This window comes from Labrys sp. 22185 (genome assembly GCF_052045555.1).
GTDB classification, from domain to species: domain Bacteria; phylum Pseudomonadota; class Alphaproteobacteria; order Rhizobiales; family Labraceae; genus Labrys; species Labrys neptuniae.
Genome location: NZ_JBQEPH010000010.1, coordinates 160,201 through 178,804, shown reverse-complemented (window position 1 = coordinate 178,804; position 18,604 = coordinate 160,201). Strand labels below are relative to the sequence as shown.

General features: G+C 62.1%; 17 protein-coding genes. 8 read left to right on the top strand and 9 right to left on the bottom strand.

Annotation, left to right across the window (positions count from 1 at the left end; translation table 11 throughout):
- Positions 1–87: 87 nt before the first annotated feature.
- The gene (locus tag ACTJKX_RS20580; protein ID WP_311944834.1) at positions 88–1,278 is read right to left on the bottom strand and encodes an aminotransferase class V-fold PLP-dependent enzyme; all 1,191 of its coding nucleotides are present in this window, start codon (positions 1,276–1,278) and stop codon (positions 88–90) included.
- Between the two features lie 226 nt (positions 1,279–1,504).
- Entirely contained in the window at positions 1,505–2,257 is a 753-nt protein-coding gene (locus ACTJKX_RS20575; RefSeq protein ID WP_440726334.1) for a DUF899 family protein, read from the bottom strand.
- A 242-nt stretch (positions 2,258–2,499) separates the two neighbouring features.
- On the opposite strand from ACTJKX_RS20575, the gene ACTJKX_RS20570 reads away from it, so the two are divergent.
- The 3 genes from ACTJKX_RS20570 (at position 2,500) to ACTJKX_RS20560 (ending at position 5,911) form a co-directional block, all read left to right on the top strand.
- On the top strand, positions 2,500–3,558 hold the full coding sequence (locus ACTJKX_RS20570; RefSeq protein ID WP_440726333.1) for a response regulator transcription factor: 1,059 nt from the start codon (positions 2,500–2,502) through the stop codon (positions 3,556–3,558).
- Positions 3,559–3,671: 113 nt separating this feature from the next.
- Positions 3,672–3,935 (top strand): hypothetical protein, encoded by a 264-nt coding sequence (locus ACTJKX_RS20565; RefSeq protein ID WP_311944838.1) that lies wholly within the window; start codon positions 3,672–3,674, stop codon positions 3,933–3,935.
- Positions 3,936–4,552: 617 nt separating this feature from the next.
- On the top strand, positions 4,553–5,911 hold the full coding sequence (locus ACTJKX_RS20560; RefSeq protein ID WP_311944840.1) for a porin: 1,359 nt from the start codon (positions 4,553–4,555) through the stop codon (positions 5,909–5,911).
- Positions 5,912–6,085: 174 nt separating this feature from the next.
- Here the strand turns inward: ACTJKX_RS20560 and ACTJKX_RS20555 are convergent, their stop codons facing one another.
- Positions 6,086–6,709 carry a CGNR zinc finger domain-containing protein gene (locus tag ACTJKX_RS20555; RefSeq protein ID WP_440726332.1) on the bottom strand — a complete coding sequence of 208 codons (624 nt, stop codon included), beginning with the start codon at positions 6,707–6,709 and terminating at the stop codon, positions 6,086–6,088.
- Positions 6,710–6,791: 82 nt separating this feature from the next.
- On the opposite strand from ACTJKX_RS20555, the gene ACTJKX_RS20550 reads away from it, so the two are divergent.
- The 5 genes from ACTJKX_RS20550 (at position 6,792) to ACTJKX_RS20530 (ending at position 13,709) form a co-directional block, all read left to right on the top strand.
- The gene (locus ACTJKX_RS20550; RefSeq protein WP_440726331.1) at positions 6,792–7,601 is read left to right on the top strand and encodes an alpha/beta fold hydrolase; all 810 of its coding nucleotides are present in this window, start codon (positions 6,792–6,794) and stop codon (positions 7,599–7,601) included.
- 980 nt (positions 7,602–8,581) lie between these two features.
- Positions 8,582–9,793, top strand: a complete 1,212-nt coding sequence (repA, locus tag ACTJKX_RS20545; protein WP_311944844.1) for a plasmid partitioning protein RepA — start codon at positions 8,582–8,584, stop codon at positions 9,791–9,793.
- A 133-nt stretch (positions 9,794–9,926) separates the two neighbouring features.
- Entirely contained in the window at positions 9,927–10,865 is a 939-nt protein-coding gene (gene repB, locus ACTJKX_RS20540; protein WP_440726330.1) for a plasmid partitioning protein RepB, read from the top strand.
- A gap of 154 nt (positions 10,866–11,019) precedes the next feature.
- Positions 11,020–12,246 carry a plasmid replication protein RepC gene (repC, locus tag ACTJKX_RS20535; RefSeq protein ID WP_440726329.1) on the top strand — a complete coding sequence of 409 codons (1,227 nt, stop codon included), beginning with the start codon at positions 11,020–11,022 and terminating at the stop codon, positions 12,244–12,246.
- A 353-nt stretch (positions 12,247–12,599) separates the two neighbouring features.
- On the top strand, positions 12,600–13,709 hold the full coding sequence (locus ACTJKX_RS20530; RefSeq protein ID WP_394313342.1) for an RHE_PE00001 family protein: 1,110 nt from the start codon (positions 12,600–12,602) through the stop codon (positions 13,707–13,709).
- A gap of 130 nt (positions 13,710–13,839) precedes the next feature.
- On the opposite strand, the gene ACTJKX_RS20525 is transcribed toward ACTJKX_RS20530, so the two are convergent.
- The 6 genes from ACTJKX_RS20525 to ACTJKX_RS20500 all read right to left on the bottom strand — a co-directional run bounded on the left by ACTJKX_RS20525 (position 13,840) and on the right by ACTJKX_RS20500 (position 18,509).
- Positions 13,840–14,277: an acyl-CoA thioesterase gene (locus tag ACTJKX_RS20525; RefSeq protein WP_394313340.1), complete on the bottom strand. Its 438-nt coding sequence runs from the start codon at positions 14,275–14,277 to the stop codon at positions 13,840–13,842.
- Complete coding sequence (locus ACTJKX_RS20520) at positions 14,270–14,995, bottom strand: glutathione S-transferase family protein (RefSeq protein ID WP_394313338.1); 726 nt, start codon at positions 14,993–14,995, stop codon at positions 14,270–14,272. The genes ACTJKX_RS20525 and ACTJKX_RS20520 overlap by 8 nt, the downstream gene beginning before the upstream one ends.
- 80 nt (positions 14,996–15,075) lie before the next feature.
- Positions 15,076–16,035, bottom strand: a complete 960-nt coding sequence (locus ACTJKX_RS20515) for a LysR family transcriptional regulator (RefSeq protein WP_311944851.1) — start codon at positions 16,033–16,035, stop codon at positions 15,076–15,078.
- Between the two features lie 135 nt (positions 16,036–16,170).
- Positions 16,171–17,340 carry an acetylornithine deacetylase gene (gene argE, locus ACTJKX_RS20510; protein ID WP_394313336.1) on the bottom strand — a complete coding sequence of 390 codons (1,170 nt, stop codon included), beginning with the start codon at positions 17,338–17,340 and terminating at the stop codon, positions 16,171–16,173.
- Positions 17,341–17,400: 60 nt separating this feature from the next.
- Positions 17,401–18,078, bottom strand: coding sequence for a DUF1028 domain-containing protein (locus ACTJKX_RS20505; RefSeq protein ID WP_394313335.1), 678 nt, complete (start codon positions 18,076–18,078; stop codon positions 17,401–17,403).
- 11 nt (positions 18,079–18,089) lie between these two features.
- Positions 18,090–18,509: a RidA family protein gene (locus ACTJKX_RS20500; protein ID WP_210249950.1), complete on the bottom strand. Its 420-nt coding sequence runs from the start codon at positions 18,507–18,509 to the stop codon at positions 18,090–18,092.
- Positions 18,510–18,604 lie beyond the last annotated feature (95 nt).

The following is an 18,604-nucleotide window of genomic DNA, read 5'->3' as shown; positions in this document are numbered from 1 at the left end:
GCGTGGGCGCGACCCATTGGCACTGGCTTCAAGTCTTTATGGAGCATGTCTTCGCCCTCCCCCGGATGGGGAGGGCAGAGTTGCGTCTTAGGCAGCCTTGGCCAGGCTCGGCTGGGCCGACAGGCGATAATGTTCGAGGGCAGCGCCCACGCCGGAGCCGGGCTGGACTTTCACGCCGCAATCACGCAGCGCCATTTCAGCCGCCGAGATCGCACCGCACATCATCACGTCGTTGACCCAGCCGAGATGACCGATGCGGAACACTTTGCCGGCAACCTTGTTGAGCCCGACGCCGAGGGAGGTCTGGTAGCCGTAATGGGCCCGCCGCACGATCTCGGCACTGTCGATGCCTTCGGGCACCAGCACCGCGCTGACCGTGTCGGAATTCCACTTGGCTTCCTTGGCGCAGAGCTTCAGCCCCCAGGCCTCCACCGCCTTGCGCACGCCGGTAGCCAGACGGTTGTGACGCTCGAAGACAGCCTCGAGGCCCTCCTCGTGGAGGAGATCAAGCGCCACGCGAAGCCCACGCAGGAGCTGAACGGCCGGCGTATAGGGGAAATAGCCGGTGTCGTTGGCGCGAATCTGATCCTCGAAGGAGAAGTAGCAGCGCTTGTGCCCGGCGGTCTTGGCGGCTGCGAGAGCTTTCTGGCTGACCGACAGGAAGCCCAGGCCAGGCGGCAGCATGAAGCCCTTCTGCGAACCGGAGACGGCGCAGTCGACGCCCCAATCCTCCTGGCGGAAATCGATCGAGCCGATCGAGGAAACACCGTCGGCGAAGAGCAGGGCCGGATGTTTGGCCGCGTTGAGCGCGGCCCGCACGCCGGCGACATCGCTGGTCACGCCGGTCGCCGTTTCATTATGCGTGACGAAGACAGCCTTGATGCGGTGCTCCTTGTCCTGGAGAAGCCGCTCGGCATAGATCTCGACAGGGCAGCCGGTGCCCCATTCGACATCGACCACATCGACGTCGAGGCCGAAGCGTTCGCACATGTCGACCCATAGATGCGAGAACTGGCCGAAGCGCGACATCAGCACGCGGTCACCCGGGCTGAGCGTATTGGTGATTGCCGATTCCCAGGCGCCCGTGCCCGAGGAGGGGAAAATGAAGACGCGACCGGTCTCGTTGCGGAACACCTTCATCAGGTCGGTGAACAGACCGCGGGTGAAGTCTGGATAGTCAGGCGCGCGCATGTCCTCCATCGGCATGTTCATCGCCTGGCGAACGACTTCCGGAACATTGGTCGGTCCTGGAACGAAAAGCTGGGTGAAGCCGGCCATCTAAATCCTCCCGAAATGTGCGGCGGGTCCTGAGCCTGCCGGTTGCTTTCGAGGGTGATGATCGGTCGGGGGGCCTCCTGCCCACAACACCTGTCGGGATAGATTCACGAGCCTGAGGGCGTTGGACGCCCCCTACACTTTCAGAGCCTGCCGCACCCCATCGGATGGGTGAGACCCTACCCGGACTGCCCCGAGAGGATCAAACCGCGCCCAGCAACAAGCGGCCTCAATGCCCGGAAGGACCGAGATCGTCGGAGTAGCCGGCCTTGAGGCGGGACCACTGGGCGGTGGGGCGCCCATCGACACGCATCCTGTCGACCCCTTCGAGCCGTCGCGGCCATCCGGCGGGCGAGTCCTCCCACGCCTCCTGCCGTCCATAAACGGTCAAATCGAGCAGCCGGTAGTTGTTGTCCATCGCCTCGACGCCACGCCACGTCGTCCAATAGGTCTCGAAGACGTCCGCCCCCAGCCGCAGATAGCAGACGATATACATCAGGCCTACCCGGCGCCCGACCAGGAGCGCATCGAGCGAGGCACGAGGCGCGCAATACCAGGGCATCTGCCAGCCCATGAAATCCCGATAGCGGGCACTTTCCGGGTAGGGCCCCTGGCAGAAGGTGGCGTAGGTGACATCGCGCGAATGCACATAGGATGGTTCGCGGACCTGCGAAGTGACCCAGGTACAGCCTTCGCATTGTTCCGGCGCAGGATGGCCGGCATGCCACATGAAGTAATAGGCGATGAGCATGCGACGCCCTTCGAAGGCATCCAGCAAGGTCACTGCCCCCTGGGTACCGATAAGCGGGATTGCCCCATCCACCTTGACCATGGGCAGCCGCCGGCGGGCTGCAGCGATGGCATCGCCCTCCCGGGTGTGAACCTTTTCCCGGGCCCGCAACGCCTCCATCTTCGCCTGGAAACTATCCCGATCGACTATTTCGGGAGTTCCAAGTCGATCTGCGGTGTTGTCGTCGATCATCGTTCTCGCCTTCCCCGGCCTGTATCGATGGCGACCAGGCTAGCGCGGGATGTCCGGACGCTGCGAGTGACAAGTGTGTCGGGATTCCGACGCGGGCTCGTCCGCGATCCAAGCGCCGCCAACTTTTCACCCTTGTTCACTTCTGTATTATATTACCTACGCCATGTCTTACAGAAGGAGGGGCTCCGGCGTAAGCCAGGCTCTGCCCAGCCCGGATTTGGGGCCGTCTGAAGATCGGCACGATGAAGGCGGAATCGGCGGCTGCAAATACCGGTGAGAACGGGTTTCACCGCCCACCATCATACCAACGTATAGTACTGGTAGAAACATTCAGTAAAAAAAGCAGGTATAAATGTGATGGCACGGTGGAGGGAGTGCAATCCTCGATTGAGGTAAGTGGCTTGGGGGCGAGCCGCACTTTCGGACTGATCTGCCGGAGGAAACGCCAGGATGGTTTCAAAGCCCGCATGACCTTATCGCCGACAGAGATTCTAATCGGGGTTCGCGTGGACGAAGGACGTTGCTTGCATGCCCTGCAGGCCGAACGAACCTTCCACACCTATGGTCTCACCCAATGCAGGAGCGCCGGAACGCGCACCAACATACCTCCGATATCCATCGATCTGATCGGCGGCTGCGGCCTCCACCGCACGGCCTTGATGCGCTGCCTCATGGCGTCGGAGACCGCTCTTGCGGTGGAGGGCTTCAAGGATGTCGATGCCTGGGCCAGCGCTCCCCTTCGTGCCAGCGACGTTCTTCTCATCGCTTCGGAGCATTCTCCCAGCATCGCGGCGATCGGCAGGGACATTGGGGCGATCCTCGAGACCGCGCCTGCAGCCCGCATTCTCGTGCTCGCCGACGTTACCACCCAAGCCATGCTGATCGCTCTTCTCAAGCAGGGCGCAAAGGGTGTCGTCCCCTCGGAATCGACGATCGACAATGTCATCTTTGCCGCCCGCCTCGTGCGTCGGGGCGGATTGTTCACGCCGCTCCTGGAAGCGGACCGAAGGAAAGCCGTTACGCCCGATCCGAAGGAACAGGAGCAGCCCCTGCAGGCGCTGCTGACACCCAGGCAGCTGGAAATCGTCCTCGAATTGCGCAAAGGTTCGGCCAACAAGGACATTGCCCGCGAACTCGGGATGAGCGAGTTCACCGTGAGAGTGCATGTCCGCAACATCCTGCGCAGGCTGAAGGCTCGCAGCCGCACCGAAGTCGTGGCGAGAACGAATGCCCTGCAGCTCCCGCCCGCCCGGTCCCGCGGGATGCAGGAAGCCCCCATCGGCGTCCATCAAGCTCGCTAGCCCGTTTATTTGCCTCCTTCGCCGACGCCATCCATTCGTCCTCGCCTCGAATGGATCGCCGGACGCAGCGAGCCCTCACGATCAGCCGCCTGCCGCGCGGACCGGAAGCGCCCATGCCTCACAAGCTCTATGCATTGCTGCGAACACTGGAACGGCATCGCCTCTGGTTCATGATGGATCGTTTGGGTTCCGACTCCGTCACCCTGACGATCACGGTCGAGGAAAACCGGCTCGAGATCGACGTCTTCGAGGACGAGCGGGTCGAATATACCTGCTACAAGTCCAATCAGAAAATCGCCGCCGGGGGCAAGAACCTGGACGCCCTGATCTCGGGACTGGCCGCCATCGGGCGGCAATGGCCACCCATGCCACGGTAGCGCGAGGGAGAGGACAGCTCCTCCTCCCAAGACATATTGGCGGATGACATGCCGAAGGTCCGGCTGGCAGCTTCCGTTCCCATTACTCCCCCATGGGGGCAGTGAGACCTGCCTCGTATCTGCCAAGCCCCGCGCAGAGCATCGCCCGTTTCAAGCGGTCCCCGAAGTCCCGGTGCGCAGGCCTCCAGCCGCGCCGCCTTCCGTACGATTCCCCGCGGCTCTCCACCCAAAGCGAAACCCGACCAGGGAGGTCAATTCCTGGCCGGGCTCCAATAGCTCAGGGTCTCGCGAACCCAAGAAGAAGATAGGGAATCGCCTGCCTTTGCACCACAAGCGCGAGGTTGCATTGTGCCTCAATCAGATAGTTATTGCGTGTAATTATTCCAGATTACGATACAACCAAGGGGCGATTTTAGTAATGTAAATTCGAATAATCGGTTGTATTTTTAAAGAAATATCTTCATACTCGCCCATGAACACTGATTATATTGTGGCCTTTTTGTTACACAGACGCCTAAAACGGCCACACCAACTGACACATTGATCGGATTCTTTTTGCGATGACTCAGGAAGTGTCGCAATCTCACCCCCGGTAACAACCTCAAAGGGGGAGTCGCATGGCGACCAAATCTCTGCTTCTAGGAACCATAGCCGGCATCGCCGTCGTCGGTATCGCCCAGGCCGCCGATCTGCCCATGACCAAGGGCGAAGCCGTTGAATATGTGAAGGTCTGCACGGCGTTCGGCCCGGGCTTCTTCTATATTCCCGGCACCGACACCTGCCTGAAGATTGGCGGCGAAATCCGTGCCGATTACCGCGGCTTCGGCGGCAGCGGCAGCGGCCGCGTCGAGACGACCGTCAACGGCGGAACACCGACGGTCACGCGCTCGAACTTCAAGTGGAGCCGCAACAACGATCGCACGGCGTTCAACACCCAGGCCCGCATCTGGTTCGATGCCCGCACCCAGACCGACTGGGGCCTGCTGCGCTCCTATTTCCAGATCAATGCCGACTCGCATCCGATCAGCCACCAGGGCCGCGGCGGCGTCTATAACGGCAACACCTTCACCATCGACAAGGCCTTCATCCAGTTCGGCGGCCTGACCGCTGGCTACGCCCATTCGTTCTTCGGCTTCTACGACAATGAATATGGCGATACGATCTGGGCGCCCTATTATGCCGAGAGCAACACCGTCAACCTGCTGGCCTACACCGCCCAGTTCGGCGGTGGCTTCAGTGCCACGCTGTCGGTCGAAGACGGCCGCGATCACCGCTCCAACGTCGCGGTGAAACAGGGCGGCCAGCAGGTTCCGGACGTGGTCGGCCAGTTGCGCTGGGATCAAAGCTGGGGCTCGGTCGCCATCCAGGCTGCAGGCCACCAGTTCCGTTCGGCCGAGGCCGTCGATGCCAATGGCGTTCCGCTTCTGGCCACCGACCCCGACTATATCCCCCACAAGCAGAAATATGGCTGGGCCGTGGGCGGCACGGGCCTGTTGAAACTGCCCTTCATCGACGGCGGGCACTTCATCGTTGAAGGCCAGTATGCCGATGGCGCCCTCGACTATCTCGGCGCCGGCAACAGCATCTTCAACAACTACAGCGACTATTATTTCGGCTCGAACAGCACCTTCCGCGCCGGCAAGGGCTGGTCGGTCGTCGGCGAACTGGGCGGCAATATCACGCCCGTCCTGAACGCCAACCTCGTGGCGAGCTATATCGACGTTCGCTACGACGACCTGCTCGGCTTCGCCGGCAAGAAGTCCTTCGACAAGGAATTCACGGTCGCCGCCAACCTCACCTACACGATCGTCAAGGGCCTTACCATCGGCGCCGAAGTCGCCTACACCCGGGCCGACTTCAACCTGGGTTCGAGCAGCACCACCACGACCGACGGCGAAACCACCACCACGGTCACCAATACCAAGGCCACGCCCAATATCTGGCAGGCCGGCATCCGCATACGGCGCGTGTTCTAAGTCTCTGTCTTCAGCGACAAACCATGAGGGCTCGGCTTGCGCCGAGCCCTTTTCATTGGATCATCCGCTGCAATGATCACCGGATTACAACGCCACTAAATCCGGTCAGCGAGCACTGAGCTGCGTTCTCCTTAGCCTATGAAATCGATGCAGATAGCCGGCTACCAATAGTGCTCACCGGCAGCGAAAAGCCTCAGCCTTGGCGCGATTGCCACAGGTGCGCATGTCGCACCAGCGTCGACCTGCTCCCCGCCCGCGATCGACGAAGAGCCAGGTGCAGCGTGCGCATTGCCGCAGGCGCGCGACGTCCTCGCTGCGCAGGAAATCCTCGAGGCCCAAGGCGACGGCGTCCAGCCAGCGCTCGGAACCGCCGGCGTCCGGCCGCCAGCGGAACCGCCCCCCCTCCTCCCGGAAAGCGCCTCGTCCCAAGGCCTCGCGGATCGCCTCTTCCACATGCTCCATGCCCTGATACGCCATGCTTTGGCGAGCCGTATCCGCAAGGCCAGCAAGGCCGAGCATCCCCTCATAGGCCTGCTCCCGCAGGTCATGCAGCGTGGCCAACGCGCCATCATCGTCGAGCTCGGGGTCTTGCAGGAACGCCGCGAGTTCTTGCTTCGAGAGCAGCCCTGCCCCGCCAACCCAATCACGCAGCGCCTCCCAGCTGCCGATCTTGTCGCCCAGGCGGGTCTTGCCGGTGTCGGCAACGGTGTTGATGAAATCAAGCGCGGGATGGCCGCCGACATAATCGGCTTCGCTCCACCCTTGGGCAAATCGGCTCTGAGACTCGGAAATAACCATTATTTTGAATTTAGCGGTTGCGCGCTGGAAAATCCAGTCTAACCTATAATTCAAATAAAGAGGTTATTCCGGAGGAGCCGCCATGCTGGAACTCACCAACCGTTTCACCTTCGAAGGCAGCCAGATCGCCTGGGGTATGCTGGGCGATGGTCCCCCCATGGTGCTGGTGCATGGCACCCCCTTCTCGTCGCAGGTGTGGCGCCGCATCGCTCCCTGGCTCGCCCGCAGGAGGCGGGTCTTCTTCTACGACCTGCTCGGCTACGGCCAATCCGACATGCCGGACAGGGATGTCTCGCTCGGCATGCAGAACCGGCTTCTCGGTGCCATGCTGCGCGAATGGGGCCTCGAGCGGCCGCAGGTACTTGCCCATGATTTCGGCGGCGCCACCGCTCTGCGTACGCATTTCCTCGACGATGTCGCCTTTTCCGGCCTGACGTTGATCGATCCCGTCGCGATCGCACCGCAGGGGTCTGCCTTCGTCCGGCATGTCGGTCACCATGAAGCCGCCTTTGCTGGACTGCCGGCCTATGCCCACCATGCCCTCGTCTCGGCCTATATCGGCAATGCCGTCGCGCAGCCTCTGAGCGAAGAGGCGCTGTCGATCTATCGAGGTCCTTGGCTAGGCGACATCGGCCAGCGCGCCTTCTATCGCCAGATCGCGCAGATGAACCAACGCTATATCGAGGAGGTCGAGGCTCGCTATCGACGTCCCGACTTTCCGACCCGCATCGTCTGGGGAGCGGACGACGCCTGGATTCCCGTCGCCCAGGGACGCAAGCTCGCCGACCGCCTCACTGATGGTGCCCTCATCTCCGTGCCTCGCGCCGGCCATCTCGTTCAGGAGGACGCACCGGAGGCCATCGTCGCTGCCATCCTCGACGATCCCGCCTGAGGAAAGTTGGTACTCCCCTCGTCGCGCAGAGACTCGACAAGAGCGGAGTCTGTCGCTCAGCCGCGGAGCGCCTGACGGCAGGCCCCTTACGGAACACCCGACGTCGTTCCCTCCCCTTCGGCACTTTTCCGAAACGCAGGCCCAGCACTGCAGTTGCGATTTTCGTTTGAGCGGGCTTGGGAGTGTCAGCTTCCGGCTGACACCTTGGAAACGAAATACCGGACAACAGGATGTCAGCCTCGCCCCGCTACCTGACGAAGCTGAGAAGCTGACTCTCCATATATCGAGCGCATCTTCATGCAAGCACAACGGCGGTAGTGGATCTCAGCGACGGCCCGGCGGCGCTGTCAGGCTCGGCGACATCCTGAGCCCCCTGGCGATCGATCGGTCAGCGAATTCTCAGGGAGGCTGACCTGCGTTCCAGGCGAGGCCTCGGGCACTCCCATGCCATCCTGCGGTCCGAGATTGGTATCGCAGTCAGAAGTCTACCCCAAGGTGGACCTTTCCCGGCATTCCGCACAGGACCCCCATGTCCTCCCCTTTCCAGGAAGGATTCCGAGCGCGCTTGATCGCCCGCAATCGATCGGCATTTGCGCGAATGGCAAATCGCCACTCCTGAAATCGGCAGCCCTTCGCGGTCACAAGCACAGCGCGCTGCCCTCGTCTTGAGATATTTGCTTCGGAGAGGATAGAATCTCCGGGAATCAGACTTCGATTCCCGTCAATAGGCAGCGCTGCAAATCTTTTATTTTTCTTGCCGGCCTCAGGTGGCGTTTTGACAGCCGTGCAAACCGCAAAAAACCAGCGATAATACAAAAAGATAGAATCGAAACAGGCTGTGCCGGAAGTGATTCGAGACACTATTTCGGCGTTAACCTTTCATTAACCTAAAATTCATTGCCGCTTCGCGAGAATCGGGCATAATTCCCGCTTGAAATGTTGTTTCATGCGAAAAAGCGTTATTCCGAGAATCGTAGTCGATGAACATGTCGATCTCAAACCAGGATCTGGAGGCATTCAGCTTTCACGAGACCATCCTCCAGCAGGGGGAGTTGATCTCGGACAAGCTAAATATGCTCCGGGTGGAGCACTATCCGCCGAATGCGATGAAGAGCCTGCGCTCCTTCTCGCTGGCGGAGGTTGCCTATTTCCTTGGCGTCACCCAATCCAACGTCAAGAAACTGCATCTGGAAGGCAAGGGTCCGATTCCGACCACTTCCAGCTCGGGGCGACGTAGCTACACGGCTGAGCAGATGCTGGAGCTGCGGCAATATCTCGACCGGCATGGCCGGGCGGACTTCAAGAAATATGTCCCGCATCGCCGCGCCGGCGAAAAGCTACAGATCCTTTCCGTGGTGAACTTCAAGGGCGGCAGCGGCAAGACCACCACAGCCGCCCATCTCGCCCAGCACCTTGCCCTCACCGGGCACCGGGTACTGGCCATCGATCTCGACCCGCAGGCCTCGCTTTCGGCATTGCACGGCATCCAGCCCGAACTCGACAAGAATCTCTCGCTCTATGAGGCCCTGCGCTACGACGACCAGAGGAAGCCGATCACCCAGGTGATCCGGCCGACCAATTTCCCGGGCCTCGACATCGTGCCGGCCAATCTGGAGCTGCAGGAATACGAGTACGACACGCCGCTCGCCGCCTCCAACCGCGCCTCGCCGGATGGACGGCTGTTCTTCACGCGCATCACCAACGCGTTGAAGGAAGTCGAGGATCGTTATGACGTCGTGGTGATCGATTGTCCGCCCCAGCTCGGCTATCTCACCCTGACGGCGCTGACGGCATCGACCTCGGTGCTGATCACGATCCACCCTCAGATGCTCGACGTCATGTCGATGAGCCAGTTCCTGCTGATGCTGGGCGGCGTCCTGCGCTCGATCAGCAAGGCGGGAGCGGAAGTGCGCCTGCAGTGGTTCCGATATCTGGTCACCCGTTTCGAACCCATAGACGGTCCTCAGACCCAGATGGTCGGCTTCATGCAGGCGTTGTTCCCCCATCAGATGCTGAAAAGCCCGATGCTGAAATCCACCGCGATTTCGGATGCCGGCATCACCAACCAGACCCTCTACGAAGTCGACCGCTCCCAATTCATCCGATCGACCTATGACCGCGCGATCGAGGCTCTCAATGCCGTGAATGAGGAGATCACCGCTCTGGTCCACAAGGCATGGGGGCGGCGATGAGAGCGTTTTTTGACAGCCGTGCAGACCGGCAAAAAAATACATTCTTTCAATATGTTGGACGAGAGCAGGGGAGGGCGCTTTGGCACGCAAGAATCTTCTAGCGAGCATCACCGGCCCGGCTGCGGATCGGACGATGCATGAAACGCGCTCCGACTATGCTTCGCGCGGGGCATCGCGCTCCATGATGCTGTCGATCGAAGAACTGGCCGAGAGTGCCAAACGTCTTACCGATGGCGAAACCATTGTCGCGCTTGATCCGGACCTTCTCGACGCTTCCTTCGTCTCCGATCGTATCGAGGACGACGAGGAGGAATTTGCCCTGTTCCGCCAGGGGATCGAGAAGGATGGCCAGCTTCAGCCCATTCTTGTTCGCCCTCATCCGGACAGTGACGGGCGCTATATGATTGTCTTTGGCCATCGACGGGCGCGCGCAGCACGGGAACTTGGCATACGGGTGCGTGCCGTGGTCAAGAATGTCGAGGAAATCGCCCATATCATCGCGCAGGGCCAGGAAAACACCCGCAGGGCCGACCTGTCCTTCATCGAGAAATCGCTGTTCGCCGCCAAGCTCCTCGCGATGGGGCAGAGCAAGGATACGATCAAATCGGCCCTTACGGTCGATGATACGCTGCTGTCTCGCATGCTGTCGGTGGTCGAGATCGTACCTGCCTCGGTCATCGGGGCGATTGGCGCCGCCAAGACGATCGGCCGCGACCGCTGGGAGGAACTCAAAAGGCTCCTTCTGCGACCCGGCGCAGTCAGCCAGGCGGAAGAGCTTCTCGCCACGGAAGACTTTCGTCATCTCGACACGCCTGCCCGTTTCAACCAGCTGCTGACGCATCTCCAGCGCGCCCGCAAGCCGGTCCGAACAGCATCGGCACCGCAATCGGCCGGTAACTGGGCCGCGCAGGACAAGCGCGTGGCAGCCAGTTACCGAAACACCGGCAAGTCCTTCAGCCTCTCGCTCAAATCGAAGGATGCGGGCGAGTTCGGCAATTACCTCTCGTCCAACCTGGAGGCACTTTACGAGGCCTTCAGGGAGGCAAAACAACGCAACCAAACAGGAGATTAACCCCGCAAAAGAAAAAAGCCCCCGAGCGTCGCCGCGCGGAAGCCTTTTCTGTCGTAAGCAAACAGAGAATCTCATTTCCGCGAATCACTGTCAAGCGTTTCAGGCGTCGTACTTCGACGAGCGGATTTCTTTTGCCTGGATAAGGTGAAAGAGAGTGCAGATTCATCATGCAACGTCGCCCTTTGGGCGGCGAACGCTGACACTTGCCCAAATTGCAAGTCAAGCGATCGCCAAGACGCGTCCAACCACGCGCGCACGACCAAAGTGGGAGATCTACCAGGCCCTATGCACGGCACGAGCTCGTCTCGACATTTCCGAGCGCTCTCTTGCCGTCCTCAATGCCCTGCTGACTTTCCACCCCGAGACCATTCTTTCGGGTGAAGCCATCATCGTGTTTCCATCCAACGAGCAGCTCAGCCGCCGCGCTCACGGCATGCCCGCCTCCACACTGCGACGCCATCTTGCCGTCCTCGTCGAAACCGGCCTGATCATCCGGCGCGACAGCCCCAATGGCAAGCGCTATGCCCGTCGCAATCGCGGCGGCAGCATCGAGTTCGCCTATGGCTTCGACCTCGCCCCCCTGCTTGCCCGTGCCGACGAGTTCATGCAGCTCGCCACCGAGGTCGAGGACGCCGCCCGATCGCTCAAGCTCGCCCGCGAGCGCATCACCATCTGCCGGCGCGACATCTCCAAAATGATCGCCGCCGCACAACAGGAACTGATGCACGAGACCCCTGAGAAAGCAGAGGGCCAAATCTGGCTCGACCTGCACACCCTCTATCGCGACCTTGTCGAAAGCCTGCCACGACGCGCCACCCTCGAACAGCTCGAGACCTTGGCGGACCAGCTTTCAGCACTGGCCGACGACATTCTCAACCGCTTAGAACTACAGATCAAAACTGCAAAAGTGAGCACCATTGAGTCCAGCAATGAGCGCCACATACAGAAATCAGATCCAGAATCCCTTATTGATTCTGAACCAGCGACATCCGCCGCTCAGACAACGAAACCAGCACCGGCAAGCCATGCCGCCACGCTCGACGGCAGCTACACGCTCGGCATGGTCTTGCGCGCCTGCCCCGACATTGTCGATTACACCCGCAACGGCATCGGCAATTGGCGTGATTTCCTCGGAGCCACCAGCCTGGCCCGCTCCATCCTGCGGATCAGCCCAAGCGCCTGGGAGGAGGCGCAAACCGTGATGGGCGAAACACAGGCCGCCGTCGTCATCGCCTGCATCGTGCAGAGAGCTGCCAATATCAATTCGGCTGGTGGTTACCTGCGCAGCCTCACCCGCAAGGCCGAGGCAGGGCAATTGTCGCTTGGCCCCATTCTGATGGCACAAATCCATGCCCGCGAACCACAGCCCTCACGAACCTGACGATCATCATGGCCAGGATGAAACGAATGATGACCTTTGCAAAAAAAACGGCCGGAAAACCGGCCGCTGCTTGGATAGGCATCCAAGAAGTTTCTCTTGGGAGGAAACCCCGGGAACCCATCAACCCACCGGGGAAGAATGGGGACGTGCTCCCGACAACGGGGATATGGAGAGAGGCAGGCTCCGCTTCAAGGTCGGACAGCGTTAAATATCGGCAAGATCGGAATTGGAAGCCCATCTGCCGACGACGAAGGTCAAAAGAAGACCTTCTCGATGTGGCGGAAGCTAAATATGTGTTAGGTTCCGTTATTTGATTTTTCATTAGGGTTATCAGGCCTTTGAAAATAGCTGGTTTGGAGCTTGGAAAGCTACCCTGGGGCGAAATTGCGGTCCCTCTTGCCATCGCGGAGGATGGACTTGCGCGGCTCGACGAGAGGCTACGCACCAGCCCGATCCGGCAGGGCTGGATCGCGCGCACCCACTTCTACGATGCCGCCGGCAGCTTGTGGCTCGACGGCGAATTGGTGCATCTCGAAGACCTTGTGCTGCACGACGCAGCCATGGACGCACGCACACCAACCCATGAGCTTACCCGGGCCCATACCGTCCTGCGGGCCCGGCGACGCATTGCGTCTGCTCCAGCCGACTGGGCTCTCTCGCAGGAAGGACTGGCGAGCCTGCTCGGCAAGGAAGCCCCCCCGCAAGGTGGATCACCTCCCACGTCCCGGGAAGCAGATGATCTCGAACGCCAAGGAAAGGACAGGGCGATCGCCCAACCCGGTGAAACGGAGGAGGACCAGGCCTGGGCCGCCGAGCTCGCAGCCATCGATGCCATAGTCTCGCGCTCATCAGCCGTGCTCGCCGGCGAAACCGCCTCGGCGCCCAATCGCAAACCGGACATCTATGATGCCGGCTGGGACGAAGAGGCGCGCCTTGAGGAATGGCGCGAAGACATCAGGCACCTGGACGGTCTGCCACCGGTGCTGGCCGCAGCGGCAGCGGTCCTCGCTTGGGAAACCATCGAGCCCCTGCAATATGCCGCCTGGCTCGGGCGCGCGTTGGGAGCCGCTGTCCTGCGGGCCCGCGACAAGGCGCGCTTTCATCTGCCTTGCCTGTGCGTGGGCTTGCGTGCCTTGCCTCGTGAAACGCGATTTGCCCATGGTCCCGGGCCGCGGCTCCTGGCCTTCATCCAGGCCATCGCGGTGGCGGCAGAACAGGGATTGAAGGATCACGACCGCTGGATGTTGGCTCGACATCAGCTCGAACGACACCTCGCCGGCCGTCGCTCCACCTCGAAACTACCGGCCTTGATCGAGCTGCTGCTGACGACGCCTCTCGCCTCGGCACAGCTCATCGCCAAGCGGCTCGATATCACGCCGCGGGCGGCGCAGGACCTCGTTGCGGAACTGGGCGTGAGGGAGATCACCGGGCGAGGCCGCTATCGGGCCTGGGCGATCATATAAGCGGACATGGCAAGGCTGTCTGCGGTTCCCTATAGCGTTTTGCGATTTGACGGAGTCACCTGGAATCGCAAAGACGCGTCCAAACAAAGAGCTAGAGTAAATAAGCGTTCACACTTGAACGCGTTTTGCTCTAGGCCGGCTGAGGCTGGTGAGCGCCCAGTTCGCGCAGACGCTTGGCAGCTCCTTCGGAAAGGGCACGAGAGCGGCGCGTGCTGTTGTCGACGAGTACCACGACACTCTGTCCCTGCGCGACACACGCCCCGTTCTGGAATACGGCCTGATCGAGCGTAATCGAACTGCGGCCGAAGGCGCTGACCCTCGTGCCGATCTCCACCGTCCCGGGCCAAAGCACCTCGGCACGAAAATCGATGACCACGCGTGCAAGCACGAAAGAGCTGCCGGCATCCGCGATGGGGGCGGCGAGATCATGGAGGAGTTCGACCCGGCCCGTCTCCAGGAAGGTTGCAAAGACCGCATTGTTCACATGGCCCTGCCGGTCCGTATCGCCATAGCGCAGCTTGTCGGTGGTCAGGAACTCGTAGTCTGCCGGCACGGGCAACTCAGGCATCGGGCAACTCCGAAACGGCCTTGTGGTGGGGAGCCTGACGCGCAAGACCATCGAAGAGATCGAGCAGGCGCTCGCGCCAGGCATGGATGGTGTCGTCAGCCGCCAGGAGGGTGACATCACTGGTGCAGCGGGCCCACATGAACATGCCGAAGACGCAGTAATCGGCATAACTGGGCTGCAAGCCTCCGAGGAAGGCCTGTCCACCAAGCAAGTGGCGCAGGGGTGTGAGCGTGTGGCGCAGCCTGTCGAGATGGAGCTGCTGGTCCTCGACGACCTGTTCCAATGTCTTGCCGTAGCGCTGTTCGCGGCTCGCGCGAAAATAGTCCCGGTCCTTCTCGTCGAGGATAGTGTAGATATCCAGCAGGATCAGGCGGGCGATGGCCGGCAGCAGGGCCGTATCGGCCCAGCTGTTGATGAAACGCGTCACGGCTGCCGCTTGCGGCGCGCCGAAGAGGGGAGGGCGGTCGGCAAAGCGCTCGTCGAGGTGAAGCGCGATGCGCCAGGAATCGGAGACGACATTGGCGCCATCGATGAGAACCGGCACCAGCCCCTGGCCCGAGAAGGCGATGGCTTCCTTGTCGGTGAAACGCCACGGCCTGCGATCGGCCTGAAGCCCCTTATGGGCAAGGGCCATCCGGATCTTCCAGCAATGCGGGCTGAAGCGAAGCTGCGGGTCGGACCCGGCGAGTTCGTAGAGGATGAGTCTTGGCTCGTTCATGCCGCCTCCCATGCACAAGATGGCGTCCGGCCGCATGGTGCCGGGTCGGACAGGCATCCGGGTGCGAGAATCAGGATCGATTACACCTCATCGGCTATAACACGAGAGGGACCTGACTCGGTTCCGCGCATGCCTGGAATATGATCGGCCGAGATGACCTCCCGGCAATGAGCCTCGAAGGCGTCGACGATGCGCGGGCGCCGCATGTCCTTCAGGCAGGCCAGCCCCATCACCATCGGGGCGGTATTGCCCTCGAGCTCGACATAGGCGAGAGGGCGGCCGTTTTCCGCCATCATGTTCACCGGCCTCACCGTCAGCATGGAAAAGCCGAGGCCCGCACCGACATAGGACCGCAGGGTCGAGGGGCTGGCCGTTTCGGCGACGATCCTCGGGGTGATGCTGCGCTGCTCGAACATGGAGAGGAAATATTGGCGGCTGAGCGGCAGGTCGAGCAGGATGAAGGGCTCGTCGGCCAATTCCTCCAGGCGCACACTTGATCTGGTGGCGAAACGGTGGTCGGCCGCCAGCAGTACATAGGAGGGCATTTCCACCAGGGGCTGGAAGCTCATGTCCGGCGTCAGGTTGAGCTGGTAGGTGAGGGCGATGTCGATCCGGGCAGAGCGCAGGCCTTCCAGCAACTCGGCCTCGCTGCCCTCGGTCACCACCATCTGGGCATCGGGATATTTGGCGATGAAACCGCGCCAGAGCTCCGGCATGATCAGGGAGGAGAAAGTGCGGAAGGAGCCGACATTGATCGGGCCCGACACGATGGAGCCGGCGGCATTGGCGACGTCGTAGAGTTCATAGGCGGCGCGCAGCGATTCCTTGGCGGCCCTGAGCAGGCGCTTGCCCGGTGTGGTCAAGGACAGGCCCTGGGCGTGCTGGCGCACGAAGATCTGCACGCCAAGCTCGGTCTCCAGATGCGAGATCGCCGCCGAGACCGAGGGCTGGGAGATGTTGACCAGCTCGGCCGCCCGGGTGACGCTGCCGGTCTCGCCGGCGGCGACGAAATAGCTCAATTGTCGCAAGGTAAAACGCATGGGTTGCTCCTCACGCGGCCTGCGGCGGCATCGGCGCCTCGCGTTGCAGGCCCTGAATCATTCGATCAACTGCCAGACAAAATCCTCGCTTCGGCACGGTCCGTCAAAGCGGCAACTGGCCGCTCGGGCACGCGATCACAGGCCGACGGCAAGGCGATCGACCAGTGCGGCGAGCATGGCATCGCAACGGCCGAGCTGGTCAGCGCCGACATATTCGTCGGGCTTGTGGCCCTGCGCCATGAAACCGGGGCCGCAGACCGCCGTCGCCAGGCCGAGCCTGTCCTGGAACAAGCCTCCCTCCGTACCGAAGGCGACCTTGAAGGTCGGCTCCCGGCTTTCATTGATCAGGCGCAGCAACGTCACCACCGGGGAATCGAGCGGCGTCTCCAACCCCGGATAGGCATTGACCTCGTCGATGGCGATGGCCGCTTCCGGAAAGGCCGGACGCAGAGGGGCAATGATCGTTTCGGCGTCCTCCTTCAGACCGGCGATGATGGCCTGGGGATCATCGCCGACGACGTTGCGGATCTCGAATTCGATCTCGCAGCATTCCGGCACGATGTTGAGGGCCTGGCCTCCGCTCATGCGCCCGGCATGGAGAGTGGTGTAGGGGATCTCGTACTGCTCGTCGCGCCTGCCGGTCTCGGCGAGGAGACGCTGGCGCTCGCGCAGCCTGCCGAGGAAATCCGCGCCCAGATGCAGGGCGTTGAGGGCGGTTGGCGCCAGGGCCGAATGGCCCGCGCGGCCGGTGCAGCAGGCCCGCAAGGCCACCTTGCCCTTGTGCCCGGTGGCAATGCGCATGCCTGTCGGCTCGCCGACGATGCACAGAGCCGGGCGGATCGGATGGCTCGACAGCCGATCGATCAGACTGCGCACGCCGACGCAGCCGATTTCCTCGTCATAGGAAAAGGCAAGATGAAGAGGCGTCTTCAGTTCGCACCTGGCTGCCCGCAAAGCCGTGGCAAGGGCCGATGCCACGAAACCCTTCATGTCAGTGGTGCCGCGGCCATAATAACGGCCGTCCCGTTCGCAAAGGGCGAACGGATCCCGGCTCCAGGCCTGGCCCTCGACCGGAACGACATCGGTATGGCCGGAGAGGACGATCCCCCCATTCGCGGCGGGGCCGATGGTCGCGAACAGATTGGCCCTGGTGCCGTCCGGGCTCTCGACGAGATCCCAGCCAATGCCGGCGCCATCGAGCAGGCTGGTGACATAGCCGATCAGCTCGCGGTTCGATTGCCGGCTGATGGTCGCAAAACCGATCAGGCGCTCGAGAATGTCCAGGGTCGTCGATTCGGTTGCCATGCTGTCATCGCCACATGAAGGGCCCCGGTCCCGCGGACCGAGCCCCGATTGTATAGCCGCTCAAAGATCGCCCGGTACGCCATAGCTCGGCGCCTGGCTCGGGTCGAGGGCCCGTTGGACATAGGCTTCCATCTCGCCCTGCCAGCGCCGCCAGAGCTGGTCGAGGTCCTCGATCGGATCGCCCTCGCTCCAGTCGACCCTGAGATCGGCGACGGGCCAGGCGACATCCCGCACCAGCAGCATGCCGATGGAATGGACGGGGCCTTCCTCGCCCCCCGCCTTCACAGCGGCGCGCATCGCGCCGATCAGGCGGTCGCCGAGCGACTGCTCGGACGCGGCCTCGAAGGCCGCGACCATGGCGACCGGCACCTCCGGCGACGACAGGAGGTTGCCGGCTGCGACCACGCCGGCGCCCTCGACCACCCGATGGGTGCCGAGCGTCCGGCTGCCCGAGAAGCTGGCGGTGCGGCCCTCGCTGTCGACCAGAGCGAGCTGACGGAAATCGAGATGCGGCGCCTCGGCCTTCAGCCGCGCAAGGGCTTCCGATGCCGACAGCCCCCCGGCCATCAGGTCGAGCCCCTTCGGCCCGAGCCGGGGATCGGTGATGTTCTGCGTGGCGACGACGCCGACACCGGCGCGCGCATGGGCGCAGCGGGCAGCGACGCAGGGCGAGGAAGAGGACACGGCGATGCCGAACATGCCGGTCCGGGCGCAGCGCCCCGAGATCGAGAAGGTCATCGGGCTCTCCCTCAGGCCGCGTCGGGGATGACGGCTGTCACCTCGATCTCGACCACCCATTCGGGCCGCGCCAAGGCAGGCACCACCAGGCCGGTGGAGCAGGGATGGACGCCCTTGAACCACTCGCCCATCTCCAGATAGACCGCCTCGCGATAGCGGATATCGGTCAGATAGACCACAATGCGGCAGATATGGGCCATCTCACTGCCGGCTTCCTCCAGCAGCATCTTGATGTTTTCCATGGATTTGCGGGCCTGGGCCCGGGGATCGCCGACATGCAGGCTCTCGCGGGTATCGAGGTCCTGGGAGACCTGGCCGCGAAGGAACACCATGGTGCCGCGGGCGACCACGCCCTGGCTGAGATCGGTGTTGAGCTTCTGCTCGGGATAGGTGTCCTTGGTGTTGAAGGGACGAAGACGCTTGTGGATCATGATTGGGTACTCCGGGTGGTTGCTTGAAGCGTTTCCAGGAAAGGTTGGTCGGTCGTTGCTCAGCCCTCCACCGCCGAGGTCACGCTGCCCCTCAC